Annotated in this window: 20 protein-coding genes; 1 reads left to right on the top strand and 19 read right to left on the bottom strand. The window is 39.9% G+C overall.

Annotated elements, in window-relative coordinates:
- Positions 1-48: 48 nt before the first annotated feature.
- From MKZ04_RS05140 to MKZ04_RS05050, 19 genes are all read right to left on the bottom strand, one after another.
- Entirely contained in the window at positions 49-456 is a 408-nt protein-coding gene (locus tag MKZ04_RS05140; protein ID WP_026579672.1) for a MerR family transcriptional regulator, read from the bottom strand.
- A gap of 102 nt (positions 457-558) precedes the next feature.
- Positions 559-1824, bottom strand: a complete 1266-nt coding sequence (locus MKZ04_RS05135) for a methionine gamma-lyase family protein (protein WP_341045435.1) — start codon at positions 1822-1824, stop codon at positions 559-561.
- Positions 1825-1842: 18 nt separating this feature from the next.
- Positions 1843-3087 carry a GTPase HflX gene (hflX, locus tag MKZ04_RS05130; RefSeq protein ID WP_020451548.1) on the bottom strand — a complete coding sequence of 415 codons (1245 nt, stop codon included), beginning with the start codon at positions 3085-3087 and terminating at the stop codon, positions 1843-1845.
- A gap of 122 nt (positions 3088-3209) precedes the next feature.
- A complete protein-coding gene (gene spoVK, locus MKZ04_RS05125; RefSeq protein WP_003182136.1) occupies positions 3210-4175 on the bottom strand; it encodes a stage V sporulation protein K in 966 nt (321 codons plus the stop codon).
- Positions 4176-4823: 648 nt separating this feature from the next.
- Complete coding sequence (locus MKZ04_RS05120; RefSeq protein ID WP_075754509.1) at positions 4824-5069, bottom strand: hypothetical protein; 246 nt, start codon at positions 5067-5069, stop codon at positions 4824-4826.
- Between the two features lie 15 nt (positions 5070-5084).
- The gene (locus MKZ04_RS05115; protein ID WP_341045431.1) at positions 5085-5978 is read right to left on the bottom strand and encodes a hypothetical protein; all 894 of its coding nucleotides are present in this window, start codon (positions 5976-5978) and stop codon (positions 5085-5087) included.
- 243 nt (positions 5979-6221) lie between these two features.
- On the bottom strand, positions 6222-6386 hold the full coding sequence (locus tag MKZ04_RS05110; protein ID WP_341045430.1) for a hypothetical protein: 165 nt from the start codon (positions 6384-6386) through the stop codon (positions 6222-6224).
- A 35-nt stretch (positions 6387-6421) separates the two neighbouring features.
- A complete protein-coding gene (locus MKZ04_RS05105) occupies positions 6422-6577 on the bottom strand; it encodes a hypothetical protein (RefSeq protein ID WP_180806805.1) in 156 nt (51 codons plus the stop codon).
- A 1039-nt stretch (positions 6578-7616) separates the two neighbouring features.
- A complete protein-coding gene (locus MKZ04_RS05100; protein WP_023857629.1) occupies positions 7617-8315 on the bottom strand; it encodes a hypothetical protein in 699 nt (232 codons plus the stop codon).
- 86 nt (positions 8316-8401) lie between these two features.
- The gene (locus tag MKZ04_RS05095; RefSeq protein ID WP_023857630.1) at positions 8402-8734 is read right to left on the bottom strand and encodes a hypothetical protein; all 333 of its coding nucleotides are present in this window, start codon (positions 8732-8734) and stop codon (positions 8402-8404) included.
- Positions 8735-9183: 449 nt separating this feature from the next.
- Positions 9184-9786, bottom strand: coding sequence for a PadR family transcriptional regulator (locus MKZ04_RS05090; RefSeq protein ID WP_080131400.1), 603 nt, complete (start codon positions 9784-9786; stop codon positions 9184-9186).
- 35 nt (positions 9787-9821) lie between these two features.
- A complete protein-coding gene (locus MKZ04_RS05085; RefSeq protein WP_341045428.1) occupies positions 9822-10514 on the bottom strand; it encodes a HoxN/HupN/NixA family nickel/cobalt transporter in 693 nt (230 codons plus the stop codon).
- A 65-nt stretch (positions 10515-10579) separates the two neighbouring features.
- Entirely contained in the window at positions 10580-11404 is an 825-nt protein-coding gene (locus tag MKZ04_RS05080) for an urease accessory protein UreD (RefSeq protein ID WP_105980968.1), read from the bottom strand.
- A 1-nt stretch (position 11405) separates the two neighbouring features.
- Positions 11406-12017 carry an urease accessory protein UreG gene (gene ureG / locus MKZ04_RS05075; protein WP_020451539.1) on the bottom strand — a complete coding sequence of 204 codons (612 nt, stop codon included), beginning with the start codon at positions 12015-12017 and terminating at the stop codon, positions 11406-11408.
- 20 nt (positions 12018-12037) lie between these two features.
- Positions 12038-12721 carry an urease accessory protein UreF gene (locus tag MKZ04_RS05070; protein ID WP_026579680.1) on the bottom strand — a complete coding sequence of 228 codons (684 nt, stop codon included), beginning with the start codon at positions 12719-12721 and terminating at the stop codon, positions 12038-12040.
- Positions 12714-13169: an urease accessory protein UreE gene (gene ureE, locus MKZ04_RS05065; RefSeq protein WP_026579681.1), complete on the bottom strand. Its 456-nt coding sequence runs from the start codon at positions 13167-13169 to the stop codon at positions 12714-12716. The genes MKZ04_RS05070 and ureE overlap by 8 nt, the downstream gene beginning before the upstream one ends.
- 10 nt (positions 13170-13179) lie before the next feature.
- Complete coding sequence (ureC, locus tag MKZ04_RS05060; RefSeq protein WP_105978853.1) at positions 13180-14892, bottom strand: urease subunit alpha; 1713 nt, start codon at positions 14890-14892, stop codon at positions 13180-13182.
- On the bottom strand, positions 14889-15215 hold the full coding sequence (gene ureB / locus MKZ04_RS05055; protein ID WP_020451535.1) for an urease subunit beta: 327 nt from the start codon (positions 15213-15215) through the stop codon (positions 14889-14891). The genes ureC and ureB overlap by 4 nt, the downstream gene beginning before the upstream one ends.
- A gap of 21 nt (positions 15216-15236) precedes the next feature.
- Positions 15237-15539: an urease subunit gamma gene (locus tag MKZ04_RS05050; protein ID WP_020451534.1), complete on the bottom strand. Its 303-nt coding sequence runs from the start codon at positions 15537-15539 to the stop codon at positions 15237-15239.
- Between the two features lie 240 nt (positions 15540-15779).
- On the opposite strand from MKZ04_RS05050, the gene MKZ04_RS05045 reads away from it, so the two are divergent.
- Positions 15780-16724, top strand: coding sequence for an urea transporter (locus tag MKZ04_RS05045; RefSeq protein WP_035399870.1), 945 nt, complete (start codon positions 15780-15782; stop codon positions 16722-16724).
- Positions 16725-16922 lie beyond the last annotated feature (198 nt).

Below are 16922 nucleotides of genomic sequence, written 5' to 3'. Positions count from 1 at the left end.
CTCCTCCTCTAAAAGGTAAATGTATATAGCAATGCAGTTGCTAACAAATTAATGAAAAAACCTGGACATGTCTCCCTGGCGGAATGTCGTCCCTCTTTGGAAACGGCCTGCTTGGATAAGCTCGTTTTTCAGCAGTTTTCTCAGTTCTTCATCCGACAAGTTGTGTTTCTCTGCTTTTTTCGGCTTGTCTTGTTTGTCTTCTTTTCGTTCGTTTTCTGTTTTGGCGAAAATTTGTTTGATCCCCGCCATGTTTACACCTTGTTCGATCAAATCTTTAATTTCGAGCAGCTTATCTACATCATGGAATGAAAATAAACGTCTGTTCCCTTCACTTCTTGCAGGAAATACCAGTCCATTTTCCTCATAATACCGAATTTGTCTTGCGGACAGTTCGGTCAGCTGCATGACGATACCTATCGGAAATAAGGGCATTGAGCGGCGAATTTTATCACTCATCTCAATTTCCTCCTTTTCTTATATAAATTTATTATATGTGATGTTATATAATGTGTCAACACGATGTAAGGATTCTTTACATGAAAATATTCTTTATTTTCTTTACATTAACCCCTGCTTCATGAGCGCATCCACAGCACTGCATATCGCATTCTTCACATGGGAATAGGTTAATCCGCCTTGAACATATGCCACATAAGGCGGTCTTATAGGGCCATCCGCTGATAGTTCAATGCTTGCTCCCTGTACAAAAGTGCCGGCCGCCATAATAACATCGTCTTCATAGCCCGGCATATAGCTCGGATATGGTGTCACATGGGCATTGACAGGAGAAGCGTACTGAATCGCCTGACAAAACGCGATCATCTGCTCCGGGGTGGAAAATTCGACAGACTGGATCAAATCGGTCCGCTTGCTGTCCCACGAAGGATTCGTCCTAAAGCCGAGCTTTTCAAGAAAGCGGGCTGTGAACACGGCTCCTTTTAATGCCTGGGAGACAACATGCGGCGCAAGGAAAAAGCCCTGGTACATTTCCTGAAGGGTGTACAACGACGCACCGGCTTCACTTCCGATTCCAGGTGACGTCATTCTGTAGGAGCAGGCTTTCACCCATTTTTCCTTGCCGGTGATATAGCCGCCTGTTTTAGCGAGGCCGCCTCCCGGGTTTTTAATCAGCGAGCCTGCCATCAGATCCGCTCCAACATGGCACGGCTCACGCTCTTCTACAAATTCGCCGTAGCAGTTGTCGACGAAAACGATGATGTTTTCGTTTATTTCTTTAACAAAGCGAATCATCTTCTCAATCTCATCAATTGTAAAAGACGGACGATCGGCGTAGCCTTTTGAGCGCTGGATTCCGACGACCTTTGTCTGCGGTGTGACGGACTCTGCCACGCGGTCAAAATCAACGGCTCCTTCTTCAGTCAGCTCGACATGGCTGTATCCGATCTGGAAATCTTTCAAAGACCCCGAGTTTTCCTCACCTCTGACGCCGACAATCTCTTCGAGGGTATCGTACGGTTTGCCTGTGATGTAAAGAAGTTCATCTCCCGGACGGAGAACGCCGAATAAAGCAATTGATATCGCATGGGTTCCCGAGATGATCTGCGGTCTGACAAGGGCCGCTTGACCGCCGAAGACGTCGGCATAGACTTTTTCCAGTGTATCGCGGCCGATGTCATCGTAGCCGTAGCCAGTCGATGGTGTGAAATGCGTGTCCGATACTTTGTGCTTTCTGTAGCTTTCAAGCACCCTCCACTCATTTCGTTCACTGATTTCATCAATTGTTTTATGGATCTGAGCGATATCGGTTTCACCCTCCACCGCCGTTTTTTTTAGTAGATCTCCGTGTTTTAATGTCTCAAACATGTTCTACAGTGTCCTTTCCTACATATACTTCTTCAGCTCTCCCAAAATGTTTTGGTCAGGGAGAATATATCCTTCTACTTCATATACTTCGCGATCTTCGTCAAAAACAGTGCTGTTCGCCATTGTCTCAGACTTGATTCTCGACAATAGCCTTCCTTCTGAAGCGGGAATCCTTACGTCATACGGAACGAGCAGTTCCTTTTTCAGATAGTCTTCAACCGCCTGCTTAAACAGCCGCAAGTCTCCGTCTATTTTGGCGCTCGTCATGATATGCCCTCTCCCTGAAGAAGGGATGAAATCCGGCCGCTTCCGGTCTCTTTTGTTATAGACGGTTAAAACGGGAATATCGTCGGCTTCAAGTTCTTCAAGAAGGCGCTTGACCGTCGCTTCGTGGCCCTCGTAGTCTTCGTGTGAAGAATCGATCATATGAAGAATCAGATCGGCTTCTTTTACTTCTTCGAGCGTCGATCTGAAAGCCGCGATCAAAGTCGTCGGCAGATCCTGAATAAACCCGACCGTATCTGAGAGCAGCACGCTGTATCCGCTCGGAAGCGTCATTTTGCGGGTCATCGGGTCAAGTGTGGCAAACAGCAGGTTTTCTTCATAGCTGTCGGCGTCTGTAAGCCTGTTAAACCATGTCGATTTCCCTGCATTGGTGTAGCCGACGAGCGCGATTTGCAGTACGCCGTTTTTCTTTCTTCTTTCTCTGTATCTGCTTCTGTGGCGAATGACGGTAGACAGCTGAACATTGATTTCATGAATCCGGTTTCGGATATGGCGCCGGTCGGTTTCCAGCTTTGTCTCTCCGGGACCTCTTGTTCCGATTCCGCCGCCTTGCCTTGACAGGTTGATTCCCTGGCCGCTTAACCGCGGGAGGGCGTATTGCAGCTGCGCCAGCTCAATTTGCAGCTTTCCTTCCCTTGTCCGCGCGCGTTTGGCGAAAATATCGAGGATCAACTGCGTCCTATCGATAATTTTCACGTCAAGCGTTGTGACAAGCGCTTTCAGCTGACTCGGCGACAATTCATCATTAAAAATTAAAACATCGGGCGACAGCTCTTCACAGAGCACCGACAATTCATCTACTTTTCCTTTTCCGATATATGTAGCAGCATCCACACGGTTCCGCTTCTGCGTGACCGTGGAAACAACCGTTCCATCGGCCGTTTTCGTCAGCGCGGCGAGCTCTTCCATCGAGTATGAAAAACGCTCATCAGATACGTGCGGAAGCTGGCATCCGACTAATATGGCTTTCTCTTTCATGACGTCCTGTCCGTTCAAATGATCATGTTCCTTTCTTAACGTTAGTCAATTAAGCAGTACTATCATAACAAACGAAGGGAGCGGTTGCCAGAAATCCTCGAAAATAAAAAAAGAACGCGCCATTATACGTGCGGCGCGTCTTCCTTCAAGTCGAGATCCTGGCTTTTGATGGTTATCAGATCATTCTTTAAATAGCAGTCTCCCATCAGCAGTCTCATCGCCTGCGACCGGATGGATTTTTCGATCAGGTTGCGGACGAAGCGGCCGTTGCTGAACTTCGCGGGGCTGACCGTGCTTTTGACGGCCATCAGATGATCTTTCAACTTCCATTCGGCCTCAGGGCTGAACTGATATTCCCTTTCCGCCATCATCCGTTTCGCAATGTCCATCAGCTGGCTGACTGAGTAATCGGGAAAATCGATGCTGATCGGAAACCTTGACTGAAGGCCTGGATTTAATGAAAGAAAATGATCCATTTCCCGCGAATATCCAGCGAGGATTAAAATAAATTCGTTCCGCTTATCTTCCATATGTTTGACTAATGTATCGATTGCCTCCTTGCCGAAGTCTTTCTCTCCACCTCTGGCAAGGGAATAGGCTTCATCGATGAACAGGATTCCGCCCATCGCTTTTTTGATTAAATCCCTCGTTTTTTGCGCCGTATGACCGATGTACTCACCGACAAGATCGGCGCGCTCCGCCTCGATCAGATGGCCTTTTGAGAGAACATTCATCTCGTAAAAAAGCCTGCCGATCAGCCTGGCGACGGTCGTTTTTCCGGTTCCCGGGTTTCCTTTGAACATCATGTGTAGCGCCTGTTTTCCAGCTTTAAGGCCTTGTTCTTCACGCTTTTTATTGACGAAAATCCAGGCGTAGATTTCCTTAATATTGCGCTTCATTTCCTCCATCCCGACCAGGGTGTTCATTTCCCTTTCAATTTCCTTCAGAATGCTGTGTTTGGCTTCATTTTTTTGCAGTGCGGCCTGATATTCGGCTTCAGCCTCTGAATTGGCCAAAACCTGCTTTTGACCGTTCAGTATGATATTGATTTGTCCGTTGTTTTTATAAGTAACAGCCCTTTCCAACACACTCACCTCACCATTCTCTCTTTATATCCTATTCATGGCGCGCTTAAGCCGTGACAGACGCCCACATGACTGCGCATTCCGATGTTTTTTGAGAAGGACGGGGCAGGTCTTGTTGAAACCTGCGCTTTCCCGAGAAATACTTTATTTCTTATTGTATTCAAGTAAGCTGTGCGGACAAACCAATTTTTTATTTCTATTTGCCTTTTTGGTAAATGCTTAACGGGTTGACATGTTAAATCGGAAGAAAATGATGAATGATGAGGTCCTTTGGAAAATGGATCCAATCCGTCTGAAGATATGCTGCGGCTGTTGCTCGGCTCAGTTCTTTCATCTTCTCTTTGTTAGCTTTTGATTGAGTAAATCCTAAGTGATGAAATGCGTGGCAATTAACGCATATTAAATCAAGATCAATTAATTTAACTACTATGTTATCAAAATCATACTCCGATTAAGTGTTTGGTCAATATGAGGTTGATAACCCCATATACTACATGGGGACTCGCGGTTCTGTAGAACTTCTTTTCTGATTTCACCCCACAATGCTCCTCCTACTGCCTTCCTAACAGTTTGCTTATGTAATAATGAAGGTTTAGCATCTATTTTTAACTTAAAATGATCATATTTATCCATGATGCACCTATCTTTAAATTAATAGCGAATACCCGACTTAAATGACTCCAGTTTGATTTCATCGGCTTGCATCTTTCCAATATTCTTTAATATTTCTTCATTACTTTTTGCAATAGCTTCTGCTACACCTTCTATAATCAAATTTATAATCTTTTGCATGTAATAATCATCAATATAATAAAGTATATCAGGATTCTGTTTTACTTTTGACTCAATAATGCCTTTAATCTCATTTTCATTTAACATATACGTATTATAATTCACAAGGACACCTCGTTCTTATATTAATCGACTTTTATTTTCATATCTTATCTGTATAAAATTTATTACTTTTGCAATTCCTAGTGTAAGATCTGCTGTGTACTCTTTAAGATCTTCATATTCTTTTTTAATTCTTAACACAGAAGCTAAACTTTTACTTTCAATTAAAATTTGTTTAATTTCTCCCATCATTTGATTTTTCAAATCCTCATCTCCAAGAAAGAATATAGGTGACAATGAACTATCAAATGTTGAATCATTTAATAAAATGTCGGTCATAATTCGCTGCTGTATGCTATTTCTGTTCCTTTCTAAACGTCCCTCAAAAAACTGATTTTTTTCTTCATGGAGTAGAACGTTTTTTAACTTGGCCTCTATTTCTATATATGCTTCATCTATACAAAACATATAATTATTAGATTTACTTATTAACTTATTAAAGTACTTTTTAATATGTAATGGTACTTCTATCCCTCTTACATCAGACATTATTCTATTCCAAGCCGTAAAACAAGGAACTGTTTCTTGATATCGAAGCAACTCCAGATCAATTTGTTTAGTAATTATTTTTTGAGGATAATTAATTTTCCTTAACTCCGAATAAAATTTTGTTAGTTCATCATATAATGGAGAATAAATAACATTCTTTCGTTTAATAATACCCTTTATCTTAACTTGATGGGAATTTAATAGAAAAGTTCCTACTAAAGATAATACACTCCCTATAAGAACACCTAACAATCCGATTACACTTGAATTGTTTAAAATATTATTAATTGAAGAAAATTGCACATGTAATGTAGGGAGCAACCTAACTATTAATAAATAGATTAGCAACAGGGTGACAATTGTTATTGGTAGTTTTAATCTGATGAACCAATTAATTATTGAGATTTTAGTGTTTACTTTCATTATATCTTTAACCTTTCTAATATCTAGATAAAACGATGGTTTTTATTCGCATTCATTGTAAGTTAAGCCATTCTTCTTCCTCTGGGAATGGCTCCTTATTTGTACGATACCATCCATTAAAATATGCTACCAAATGCATCATTATCTCTTCTGCTCGTCCTTTAGAATCCATTCCTAATTGAGTAAAGCCATTTTTGCTGCTTAATGGATCTTTATCTCCTGGTTTATCGAACTGAACAAGAGCTATATAATATCTTCTGAGTCTGTGCCAAAAGTAACGCTTCCCCCGGAATGGTCTCCAAAATGCATTACATCTACTTTCGGCTTAAAGCCTCTTAATCTTAAATAATCAGCGATTTCTTCAGCACCAAATTCTTGATCTATTTGCCCTCTTTCTTTGAGTACCAAAATTAACCCCTCTCTACGTAAAATGATTATTAGAGCTAAAATTCATCAATTATTAAATTTAAAGCAATAAACAACAGAACAATTGCTATTACAATAATTGTTTCGATAGTATAGGTTTTGTGATTTTTCTTCTTTTTCATTTCCTCCCTATATTTTTCTTGAAGCTCTTTCCTCTTCTCATCCATTTTCATTATTAGGCTCCCCTTTCGCCAAAACCAAAGTATGAACCTATTTTCGAGTCGTCTAAACAATGGGCACTTAAGAAACTAAAACGTAAGACATACGAAACCTGTGTTTTGGTTCCATTATACAACAAAGGAAAGAATTATTGGCCAAACTGAGAAACAAATAATATGATTCCTATCCCTGCGCTCATCGCACCAAAAAGATTAAATCATCGTAAAGTCGAAACTTATATCTGAAGGTGATTTAATGGAGAAAGAGTTTGAAACAAAAGGATATGACACATCCACTGTTACGATTATAAAGTGTATTGTGAGGCTGTTTTCTGCTTACAGTTTCCTGGTCGTCTGACGATTCATTTTCTTTACTTGTTTGGCTACATGCTGCTAACGTGTGTAGACATGTTAATAGAATAAAGTAACTAAAGTGATGTCTTTACAAGTTTGTTCTCCTCTTCCAGTTTGTTATTTGTCTGGAAACAGATAACTTACATATATTTCAATATTGCCATCTTTATATACAGCAATCTTTTCATTATCTTAATCAATCTTTGGATAAGTCTTTAGCATCTTTGTTTTTCCTTGGTGTGCTCTATGCTACAATATAAAAAATGCAAAGTTAAAAGTGAATATGGAACAAACATGCTAATACAATAAAAGACTATAACAGGCATAAAAATTGCTGTAATTATCTTCCCAAAGTTTGAAAACAATACCCGTTCGCCGTTTTCATTGTATTCATCAGCAGTTGCTAAATTTAGTATCGACCGATAAGCTTAATAAAGGAACGCTAATCCAAACATCTTTCCAAAAAAATCAGAAATCGGAATCTCTAGTCAACTAAAAAGCGCAGCAACAACAATAAACCCTAAGATTAGCTGCCATCCTTGTTTAGCCCACCAAATCACGTATAATCCTCCTTAAAATGTTTTAGACCCTATTCAGTTCGTTTATTTAAAATTAAAGCTTGCAATTAATTAAAAAATGTGCAGTCAATGGATACTTGTTGCAGCATTTCATTTCCTTAGCTGTGTCCTTTTTCATATTGTTATTTTTCGTAATAATAAGCTTTGACCCAATAATAGTTTCTCCCCTTATGTTCACACCATTCAACAAATCCCTTTGATTGTTCTTTTGTAAACATCACCCAGTCATTCAATAGATCTTGATAATAGTTAAGTGCTTCGTTATTGTTTTTTCTTGTTTGTTGACACTCTACCTTGTTGTTTAACTCCCGGGACTTAGCAAGAAGTGCTGTATCTTCTTTAATATCGCCAAGATATAAATCTTCGGATATATGATGGAATGAATACCAAAGGGCGTTCAAATTAATATCGATTAGCGTTAATAAGGATAATTGTTCATTGCTGCCACCAAGTCTAAGTGCATTATGTAAGTAATCGACACGTTTTTCAGTATTTAAAAACACGCCATACCACCTATATGGTCTTGGATCTTCGGGATTACTCTTCATCCATCTCTCAAGTAAAGGCTTTAAAAGTTCCTTTTCCAATGGATGAACGAGTACATGGTGAATATCTTCTGATGTTTCAAATAAAGCAAACAGCCAACAAGCAAAATTCTGTTGTGCATTATCATCCCACATCTTTGCTTCATCAATAAAGGAAGATAATGATTTAAAGGATTCCTTACGCAACCCTTTTTCTTTGAGGGAACAAAACTTTTTAAATAACGGATATACATCCAATCTGTCATTTTTTAAGATATTAGTTAAGACATTTACCATTTTTACACCTCTCTTTGCTCAGGATAAATTCGTAATTTTATTCTAATATCTATGATCGGCACGCTTTCTTTCAATGGATAATTTTTTTACCACCAGTGAGTGCTCCTATAAGATCCGCTTAAAACTTCTATTAATGCCAGATCACGATCATCCATGGTTTTAATAATTTTTGTTCTTTTATACCTTGGTATATCAATTGTATTTACTCCATCACTTCTTAATTCAGATATACTGCCGTAGTTCTTCTCTAACATCTCGATAGACTTAGCACCATGAATATTCCTGAGAATCTCAGTTTCATCTCCAGCTTTGTATCCCCCAGATCCAGGTAAGAAAAGGACTGCTATAACTGCTAAAGCTAGAAGAACGCCAGCAATTTCATAAAACGCTTTTTTTATGAGTTCTATTAATTTATCCACGAATTTGATTATTGGATTATCTATATATTGATGTTGTCTTTTTTTTCCCGTGATTGCATTCTGTGCTCTTCTTTCTTATTTTAAATTTTCTTTATTGCGTCCTAATGATAGCTTCCATCATCAAAATGAACAGCAAATGTTTTTTCACCAACCATCTTCAGTTCTCCTTCAGTCACGTTTCCATCACCAAACCATGTAACCCGATTCTCATTTAAAAACACCTCCAAGTCATATTTCGGATAAGATTGATCCGATTTCAAACTCGAAGGTGTTTTTTATTTGTCTCATCTTGTGGGGCAGTCCGGCAGTTCCCTCGCTTGTTTAACAAAAATGGCACGTTTCGTTTTTCTGCACCATTCGTTAGTTTTGAACGCGGGCGTGAACATGCGGCGTTCTCACTGTGTTATATTGAAGCGCCTTATTTTATGTACGTGACATTCGTTTTCTGTCTAGATAAGCAGTGACGCTCCATTTATCCCTTCTACACTGACATAACACAGAAAGGGAAAATTAAATTTCTTATCTTTTATTAGATTTAAAACCTTTTGACACCATGTTTTTTCTTCTTTAGCCAGTCTGAATTTGCGATCAATCAAGATATAACGGCCAAAGTTTTTAGACATGCTATCCGATTCCTTGTTTTCTAGCTCCGCCATTTTGTTCAATTGGGTATCAATTGTTTTTTCTAAATTTTTGATTCGATCCTGAATCAATTTTACGGAATCTTCCTCTTCCAACAACCAAATCGAATATACTTTAATAAGAAATTCGTCCCTATTTATTGGATCTGAAGGAGATACAGCGATCCAATCTTCTAACGCTTCTTTTCCCTTTTCAGTAATGGAGTATATTTTTTTATCAGGTTTCCCTATTTGCTCTACATGCTCGTATTCAAGAAATTCTTCTTGTTCCATTTTATTTAGCAAAGGATATATTTGACTATGTTTTGCCGGCCACACTACCTCCAGGTACTGGACTAACTCATATCCTGAACAAGGTCTTCTGCCGAGAACGCTCAGAATGGCATACCCTAAAGTATTTATATCATTCACCTCAATCTTTAAATGGCGGTTACTTTATACTATTTTTAAATCCAAAGGTTAAATAAACCCTCATTAATACCCAAGTTATACATATAGTATACACCAAAAACAGCACTTATTACACCCGTCGTCATCCCTAGTGTTCCGCTGATTGCCCCTCGCTTCTTACTCAGCACAAAGGGAATTCCAATGATTGTTGTAAAGAAAAGCATACCAATAACTGTTCCTGCCCCGAATATAAGAATATATATTGCCGCTTCCTCTACACTCTTGACAGTACTTATCGTTAATAAGACCATGGCTCCACTTCCTGCAAGACCATGAACTAAACCGATGAATGTTGATCTTAAGTACGTTACGTTTTTATTGCGGCGCTTATGGTCGCCGCTGCTTTGATGGGTGTGGAGATATTTGTGTTGATGCGTATGTACAGGGCTATTCTTGAAAGAAAGAATCATTTTAATCCCTAAATAAACAAGCATGACTCCTACTAAAAATTCTAAGGACATCGACCATTTTTCTGATATTTGCCCCTTCATTACAATGACAATGATTCCAACTATAAACAATGTTACAGTATGGCCAATGCCCCAAAATATGCCCGCTAAAGAAGCTTGCCATAACTTTTTACTTTGACTTGCAATTGTCGATACCGCAATCACATGGTCAGGTTCAATCGCATGCTTGATTCCTAAAATTAATGCCAGCATTAAAACCGAGAATAATGTACCTTCCACAAAATACAGCCCCTTCTTGAATCTGAAAAAAACCAACAATTGAACAGTTGCTGGTTTTTTAACCGTTAATATTTTCTTAAAAAACTTGGGGTTTTGTTAAACCATACTTGGTTGAGGAGATGATGAAATTCGGAAAACAGACTTTCGATGATCTGTGTTTGATTTGCTAATACCCGTACGGAAAACCCAGGGACAGGCAATAAAGATATGCCTATTTTATATTCTTTTGTCTGAGTATCCACGGCCTGATATAAACGATCAAGAAGGTCATGATCTACTTGTTCATTGATCACAATCATGGAACCTAAGTGAGAATAGCCTTCCATTAAACCCAGACCATCTATATTTTGTTTGGCCGGGCATAGTTTGATATGGTCATAGACTGCCAGCTCATTTTCCATATAGATTTCATTAATGAATTGAAGCATCTCATAGGTAAACTTTTCTCCACTAGGAGACCATCCAGGAGTCACAATATCTGAATAAAGGAACGTACATCCTTTTTCAATATATACTATATTTTTTTGTTTATACCGTGCATTTTGATAGCCGATAAGCGGATCGGGAATGTACTCAAGATAACTGCCTTCCTTAAGGTTAAATTCCGTTTCCTGATATGCATGTGTATGCGGTGTCTTATATATTTTAGTTGCCGATTGGGTTGTTAATGTTAATCTTGCTTGTTTCTCCAGTGAAATCTTCATTTGATAGCGATCACCGTCTAAATAACCGCCGCCGGGGTTTAAAATATAATAACAGGCTTGTCCTGATTCATCATGATAAATAGGACGCATGACTTTATACGCCCCCTGAAAATACACATTTTTCGCAATGGTCTTTCCATTTTTTTCTTCAGCGCTCAAACGCAAAACGCCTGTCCAGTCCCCCATCTTACTCCAGTCCTTTTAATAGTGCATTTTCCTTAATCCAGTCAATGACTTGATCAAGACCTTCATTCGTTTTTAAATTTGTAAAAGCGAACGGCTTGTCTCCGCGGAAAACCTTCGTATCAGATGCCATAACGTCCAGATTTGCTCCAACGAAAGGCGCTAAATCTGTTTTATTGATGATAAACAAATCAGATTTAATCATTCCTTGACCGCCTTTTCGCGGTATTTTCTCCCCTTGGGCCACATCAATAATATAGATTGAAAAGTCAACAAGTTCAGGGCTGAATGTAGCTGCCAGATTATCTCCGCCGCTTTCAACGAAAATAAGTTCAACGTCTGGATTCTTCTTCACTAGCTCATCAATGGCTGCAAAGTTCATTGATGCGTCTTCGCGTATTGCCGTATGAGGGCAGCCGCCTGTTTCCACACCTATAATCCGATCTGCGGGAAGCACCCCGTTGTTCATTAAAAACTTGGCATCTTCTTTTGTATAAATGTCGTTTGTCACAACTGCCATACTCATTTCATCTTGCAAATGCCGGGTTAATTTTTCGACTAACATCGTTTTCCCTGCTCCTACAGGTCCTCCTACACCGATCCTAATTGGTTTCATACCTAACACTTCCTTTTTTATTAGGACATGAAAATACGAATATTTACACGCTCGTGCATCATTTGAGATAATTCTAAACCGGGAGAAACAATCCCGAATTCTTCTTCATTTAAACTTTGAATTTTTTCTGTTGCTTCGATTAAAACAGTCTGAAATTCTTGAATTGTCTTTTGACCTGCCACTTGCCCTAGAGGGACAGCCCGTACCGCATTTTGAACAAGATTTGAGACTGCTGAATACAAATAGTACAGTGTAGTCGTTGATGAAGGGACACCAAGATGATGACCTACAATCGTAAATACAATGGAGGGATGTCCAAACGATTGCTTTTGATCTATACGCTCCCGATATGTTGAAAGAATGGGTATATCATATAGGGATTCAATAAGATTTAACATCCGCTCGCCCATCCTTTGGGTTCCTTCTCTTGTTTCACGCGGCAAACTTTGAACAGTCAACATGCGATCTAATTTCCATACTGTTTGTAAATCTTCGTTCTCTAAAGCTTCATATACAAGACGGGAAGCCAACCCATCTGAATAGATGAGCTGCTCGTTTACATACGTATGAAGCCATTGTACGAACGTTGCTTGATCATGGACTTTATCTTCTTGAATATAGGTCTCAAGACCATACGAATGACTAAAAGCCCCTATAGGGAAATTTGAATCACATAGTTGGAGTAAAGATAAAATATTAATCATGGCTATGACCGATATGGCGGAAAGCCTGTTTTACTTTTCGGTCTTCACGTTTATATGGAATTTGCAGGTCTTGAAGTAACTCTTCTACAAGATAATCATATTGAACAAGCATTTCGTCCTCTTCAAACTGCGCCGGCAGGTGGCGATTTCCTAATTGATGAGCGATCGTTCCCATTTCATTCAAGGTGCGCGGTTTGATAACTAATAAATCATCGGACAGTACATCGATGACGACCATATTTTTATCGTCCATATACAAAACATCACCAGCGACAAGGTCACGCGCTTCTTTTAAGCGTATTCCAATTTCGTTGCCATGATCTGTTTTCACCCGTTGGATTCGTTTTACTAAATAAGCACTTTCAAGGTAAACTTTTTCAATATGGCGTTTTTCAATTTCCTCTTTTTCCATGTTTTCAAGATTTGTTACGATTTGTTCAATGATCATGACTCTCACCTCAGAATAGGAAATATCGTTGACCCATTGGCACCTTATCAACAGGGTCACATGTAATTAATTGGCCATTTACTTTTACTTCATATGTTTGTGGATCGACCGTTATTTCAGGAGTTTCGCAATTCAGCTTCATATCTTTTTTCGTTAGTTTGCGAATGCCGCGAACCGGAAGAATGATTTTTTGCAACCCAAGCTTCTCATGCACTTTGTCATCGAAAGCTGCCTGGGAAATAAACGTAATGGAAGTGCTGGACAGCGCCTTGCCAAACTGTCCATACATTTGACGGTAAATAACAGGCTGCGGTGTCGGGATAGAGGCGTTAGCATCTCCCATTAAGCTCTCTGCAACAAAGCCGCTTTTCATCACCATTTCAGGCTTCACACCGAAAAATGCTGGATTCCAGACAACGAGATCGGCCATCTTCCCTCTCTCGATAGAACCGACATATTCGGAAATACCATGAGTAATGGCAGGATTAATTGTATATTTGGCAATATAACGTTTTACGCGGTTGTTGTCCGAAAGCTCGCTGTCGCCCGCCATTGTTCCTCTTTGTTTTTTCATCTTATCGGCTACTTGCCATGTACGTAAAATGACTTCTCCAATCCGTCCCATCGCTTGGGCATCCGAACTAGTCATACTGAATACACCCATATCCTGGAGAATATCCTCAGCTGCAATCGTTTCGCGTCTGATACGTGAGTCAGCAAACGCCAAATCTTCCGGAATAGATGGATTCAAGTGGTGACAGACCATTAACATATCTAAGTGCTCATCTACCGTATTGACTGTATAAGGTAATGTCGGGTTCGTAGATGACGGCAGAACATTGTTAAAGCTGGCCGATTTAATTAAGTCAGGAGCATGTCCTCCCCCTGCACCCTCTGTATGGTACATATGAATGACGCGATTTTTAATAGCTGCCATTGTATTTTCCATAAATCCGCCTTCATTTAATGTATCCGCGTGAAGGGCAACCTGAACATCATATTTGTCAGCCACACTTAGCGCATGATCGATAGCTGAAGCTGTAGCGCCCCAGTCCTCATGAACTTTCAGTCCAATGGCGCCGGCGCGTATTTGCTCTACCAGCGGAGCTTCTGAAGCGGCTTGTCCTTTTCCTGTAAACCCAACATTAATCGGCATGCCCTCTGCCGCTTCAAGCATTCGGTGCATATGCCACTCGCCCGGTGTAACCGTGGTAGCCTTTGAACCTGCAGCAGGGCCTGTTCCTCCTCCAATTAGGGTAGTAAGACCTGAAGCTAATGCTGTTCTGATTTGCTCCGGATTAATAAAATGGACGTGAGTGTCAATTCCGCCCGCAGTTACAATCATACCTTCAGCAGCAATAACTTCTGTACCAGAGCCAATCACAATATCCACATTGTCCATGATTAGCGGATTACCTGCTTTCCCGATTCCAGCGATTTTGCCATCACGAATTCCAATGTCCGCTTTATAAATACCAGTGTAATCTAAGACAACAGCATTCGTAATGACAACATCTGCTATTCCCTCTCCACGTGTAACTAAAGGGTGTTGTCCCATTCCATCACGAATAACTTTACCGCCGCCGAATACCACTTCATCTCCATATGTCGTGTAGTCTTTCTCAATTTCGATGAGCAAATCTGTATCTGCCAGACGAATAGAGTCCCCTGTAGTCGGGCCGTACATTTCAGCGTATTGCTTTCTTGGCATCTTGAAACTCATGATTGGTTCCCCTCTTTTTCCAATGATCCGTCCACTTTATTATTAAATCCGTATACCCGGCGTTCGCCGGCGTAAGGCACTAATTCCACTTCTTTTTCATCACCGGGCTCAAAACGCACAGCTGCTCCTGCCGGAATGTTTAGTCGCTTTCCAAATGCTTCTTCTCGTTTGAATTGAAGCGCTTCATTCGCTTCATAAAAATGAAAATGTGAACCTACTTGAACTGGGCGGTCACCTGTATTCGTTACATTCAATTTGGACGCCGCTCTTCCGACATTACAAATGATATCCGTTTCTTTTAAAAATAGTTGCCCCGGTTCCATTTCAATAGCCTCCTATCCATTTTATTTAATTGGACTATGTACAGTTACAAGCTTTGTGCCGTCTGGAAATGTAGCTTCTACCTGGATATCATCAATCATTTCCGGAATGCCTTCCATTACATCTTCCCGCGACAATATGGTTGTTCCATATTCCATCAACTCCGCAACTGTTTTTCCATCCCGTGCTCCTTCCAACACTTCATACGTTATCAGGGCTACTGCTTCCGGGTGATTCAATTTTAATCCCCGTTCTTTACGTCGCTTCGCAAGATCTGCTGCGACAACAATCATAAGCTTGTCTACTTCACGCGGTAATAGTTGCATCACAAAACCTCCCTGTATTTTTATTACGACCAAACGGTGAGCATTCATATAAGGGGGAGCAAGTTCATTAACATTCTGAGCTGAAAGCGCAAAAACTAAAAAACTGAAAATATATTTGATTCCCCTGCTTCTGTTTTAAATGTATATCATTTTTTACATATATGTCAATTTATATATTCAAAAATTTATATATGATACACTGAAGATATATAACCTTGAAAAGAAAGGAGAATATTCATTATGCGAAAAAACAAACTCCATTTATTAAGCGAGGGGGTGTTTTTCCGTTTAATAACAGCTTCTCTCAAAGGCATCTCTCAAGTCATCCTGATTGAGAATGTGATGACCGGCTTTCTAATCCTTATAGCCATTACTATTTTTTCCTATTATTTAGGTATAATCGCTTTGTTGTCCGCTGTTATCGGTACTTTAGTAGGGAAATTGGGAGCGGCAGATGAAAAGATTATAAATGAGGGACTATTAGGATATAATTCTGTGTTAACAGGAATGGCATTGGCATCATTCTTAACTGGCCCTTACATGTGGCTTGTCGCTTTAATTGGATCAGCCTTAGCAGCCATTTTTACAGCCGCCATGATGCATTTTACGAAAAGAACCGAAGTTCCAATTCTTACATTCCCCTTTGTTATCCTGACGTGGTTTATATTGCTGGCTTCATACAAATTAAATGGGATTAAATTAAGCTCTGCCCTGATACCTCAGGATTTAACACACTGGGAACTAAAGACAGCAGGGGAAGTCAATTTAATAGACGGGGTCTTTCATGGAATTGGACAAGTATTTTTTCTGAATAACACAGTATCCGGGATTTTAATTTTTCTCGCCGTATTTTGGGCAGGAAGAAAACTAGGACTTTATGCAGTTACCGGAAATGCAGTTGCCATCATCATTGCATTCCTTTTAGGAGGAGAGCGTTCTCTCATCACATTGGGTCTTTACGGGTATAATGCAATTTTAACAATCCTGGCCGTATCTGCCATTTTTAAAAGTGAACATAACCGGTTTTCATTTTTGTCAGGGATCATTTCAGCTTGTCTGACGGTGCCTATAACAGCGGGACTCAGCACATATCTTTTGCCATATGGACTCCCCGCGCTAACAATGCCGTTTGTTCTTTGTTCATGGCTGTTTTTAGGTGCAAGAAAGGTTCTGCCAAACTTATAGCATTGCCTATTGATGATGTAAATCAGCCGCTTAGTGGTTACGCAAGAAATAAAAGTCATGGAAGAAACCCATGATGTCTTACTATACGAATCTACTCGCGTTTAGACATTAATGAATGATAACTTGTGAAAAACGATGGTGAGCTAAAAACTTACAGGAATGCCGGGACTTTGATAGGAATGTTCCATTTCATTGACA

The organism is Bacillus sp. FSL W7-1354, assembly GCF_038002405.1.
GTDB classification, from domain to species: Bacteria; Bacillota; Bacilli; order Bacillales; family Bacillaceae; genus Bacillus; species Bacillus paralicheniformis.
This window is presented reverse-complemented; position numbering and strand designations above follow the sequence as displayed.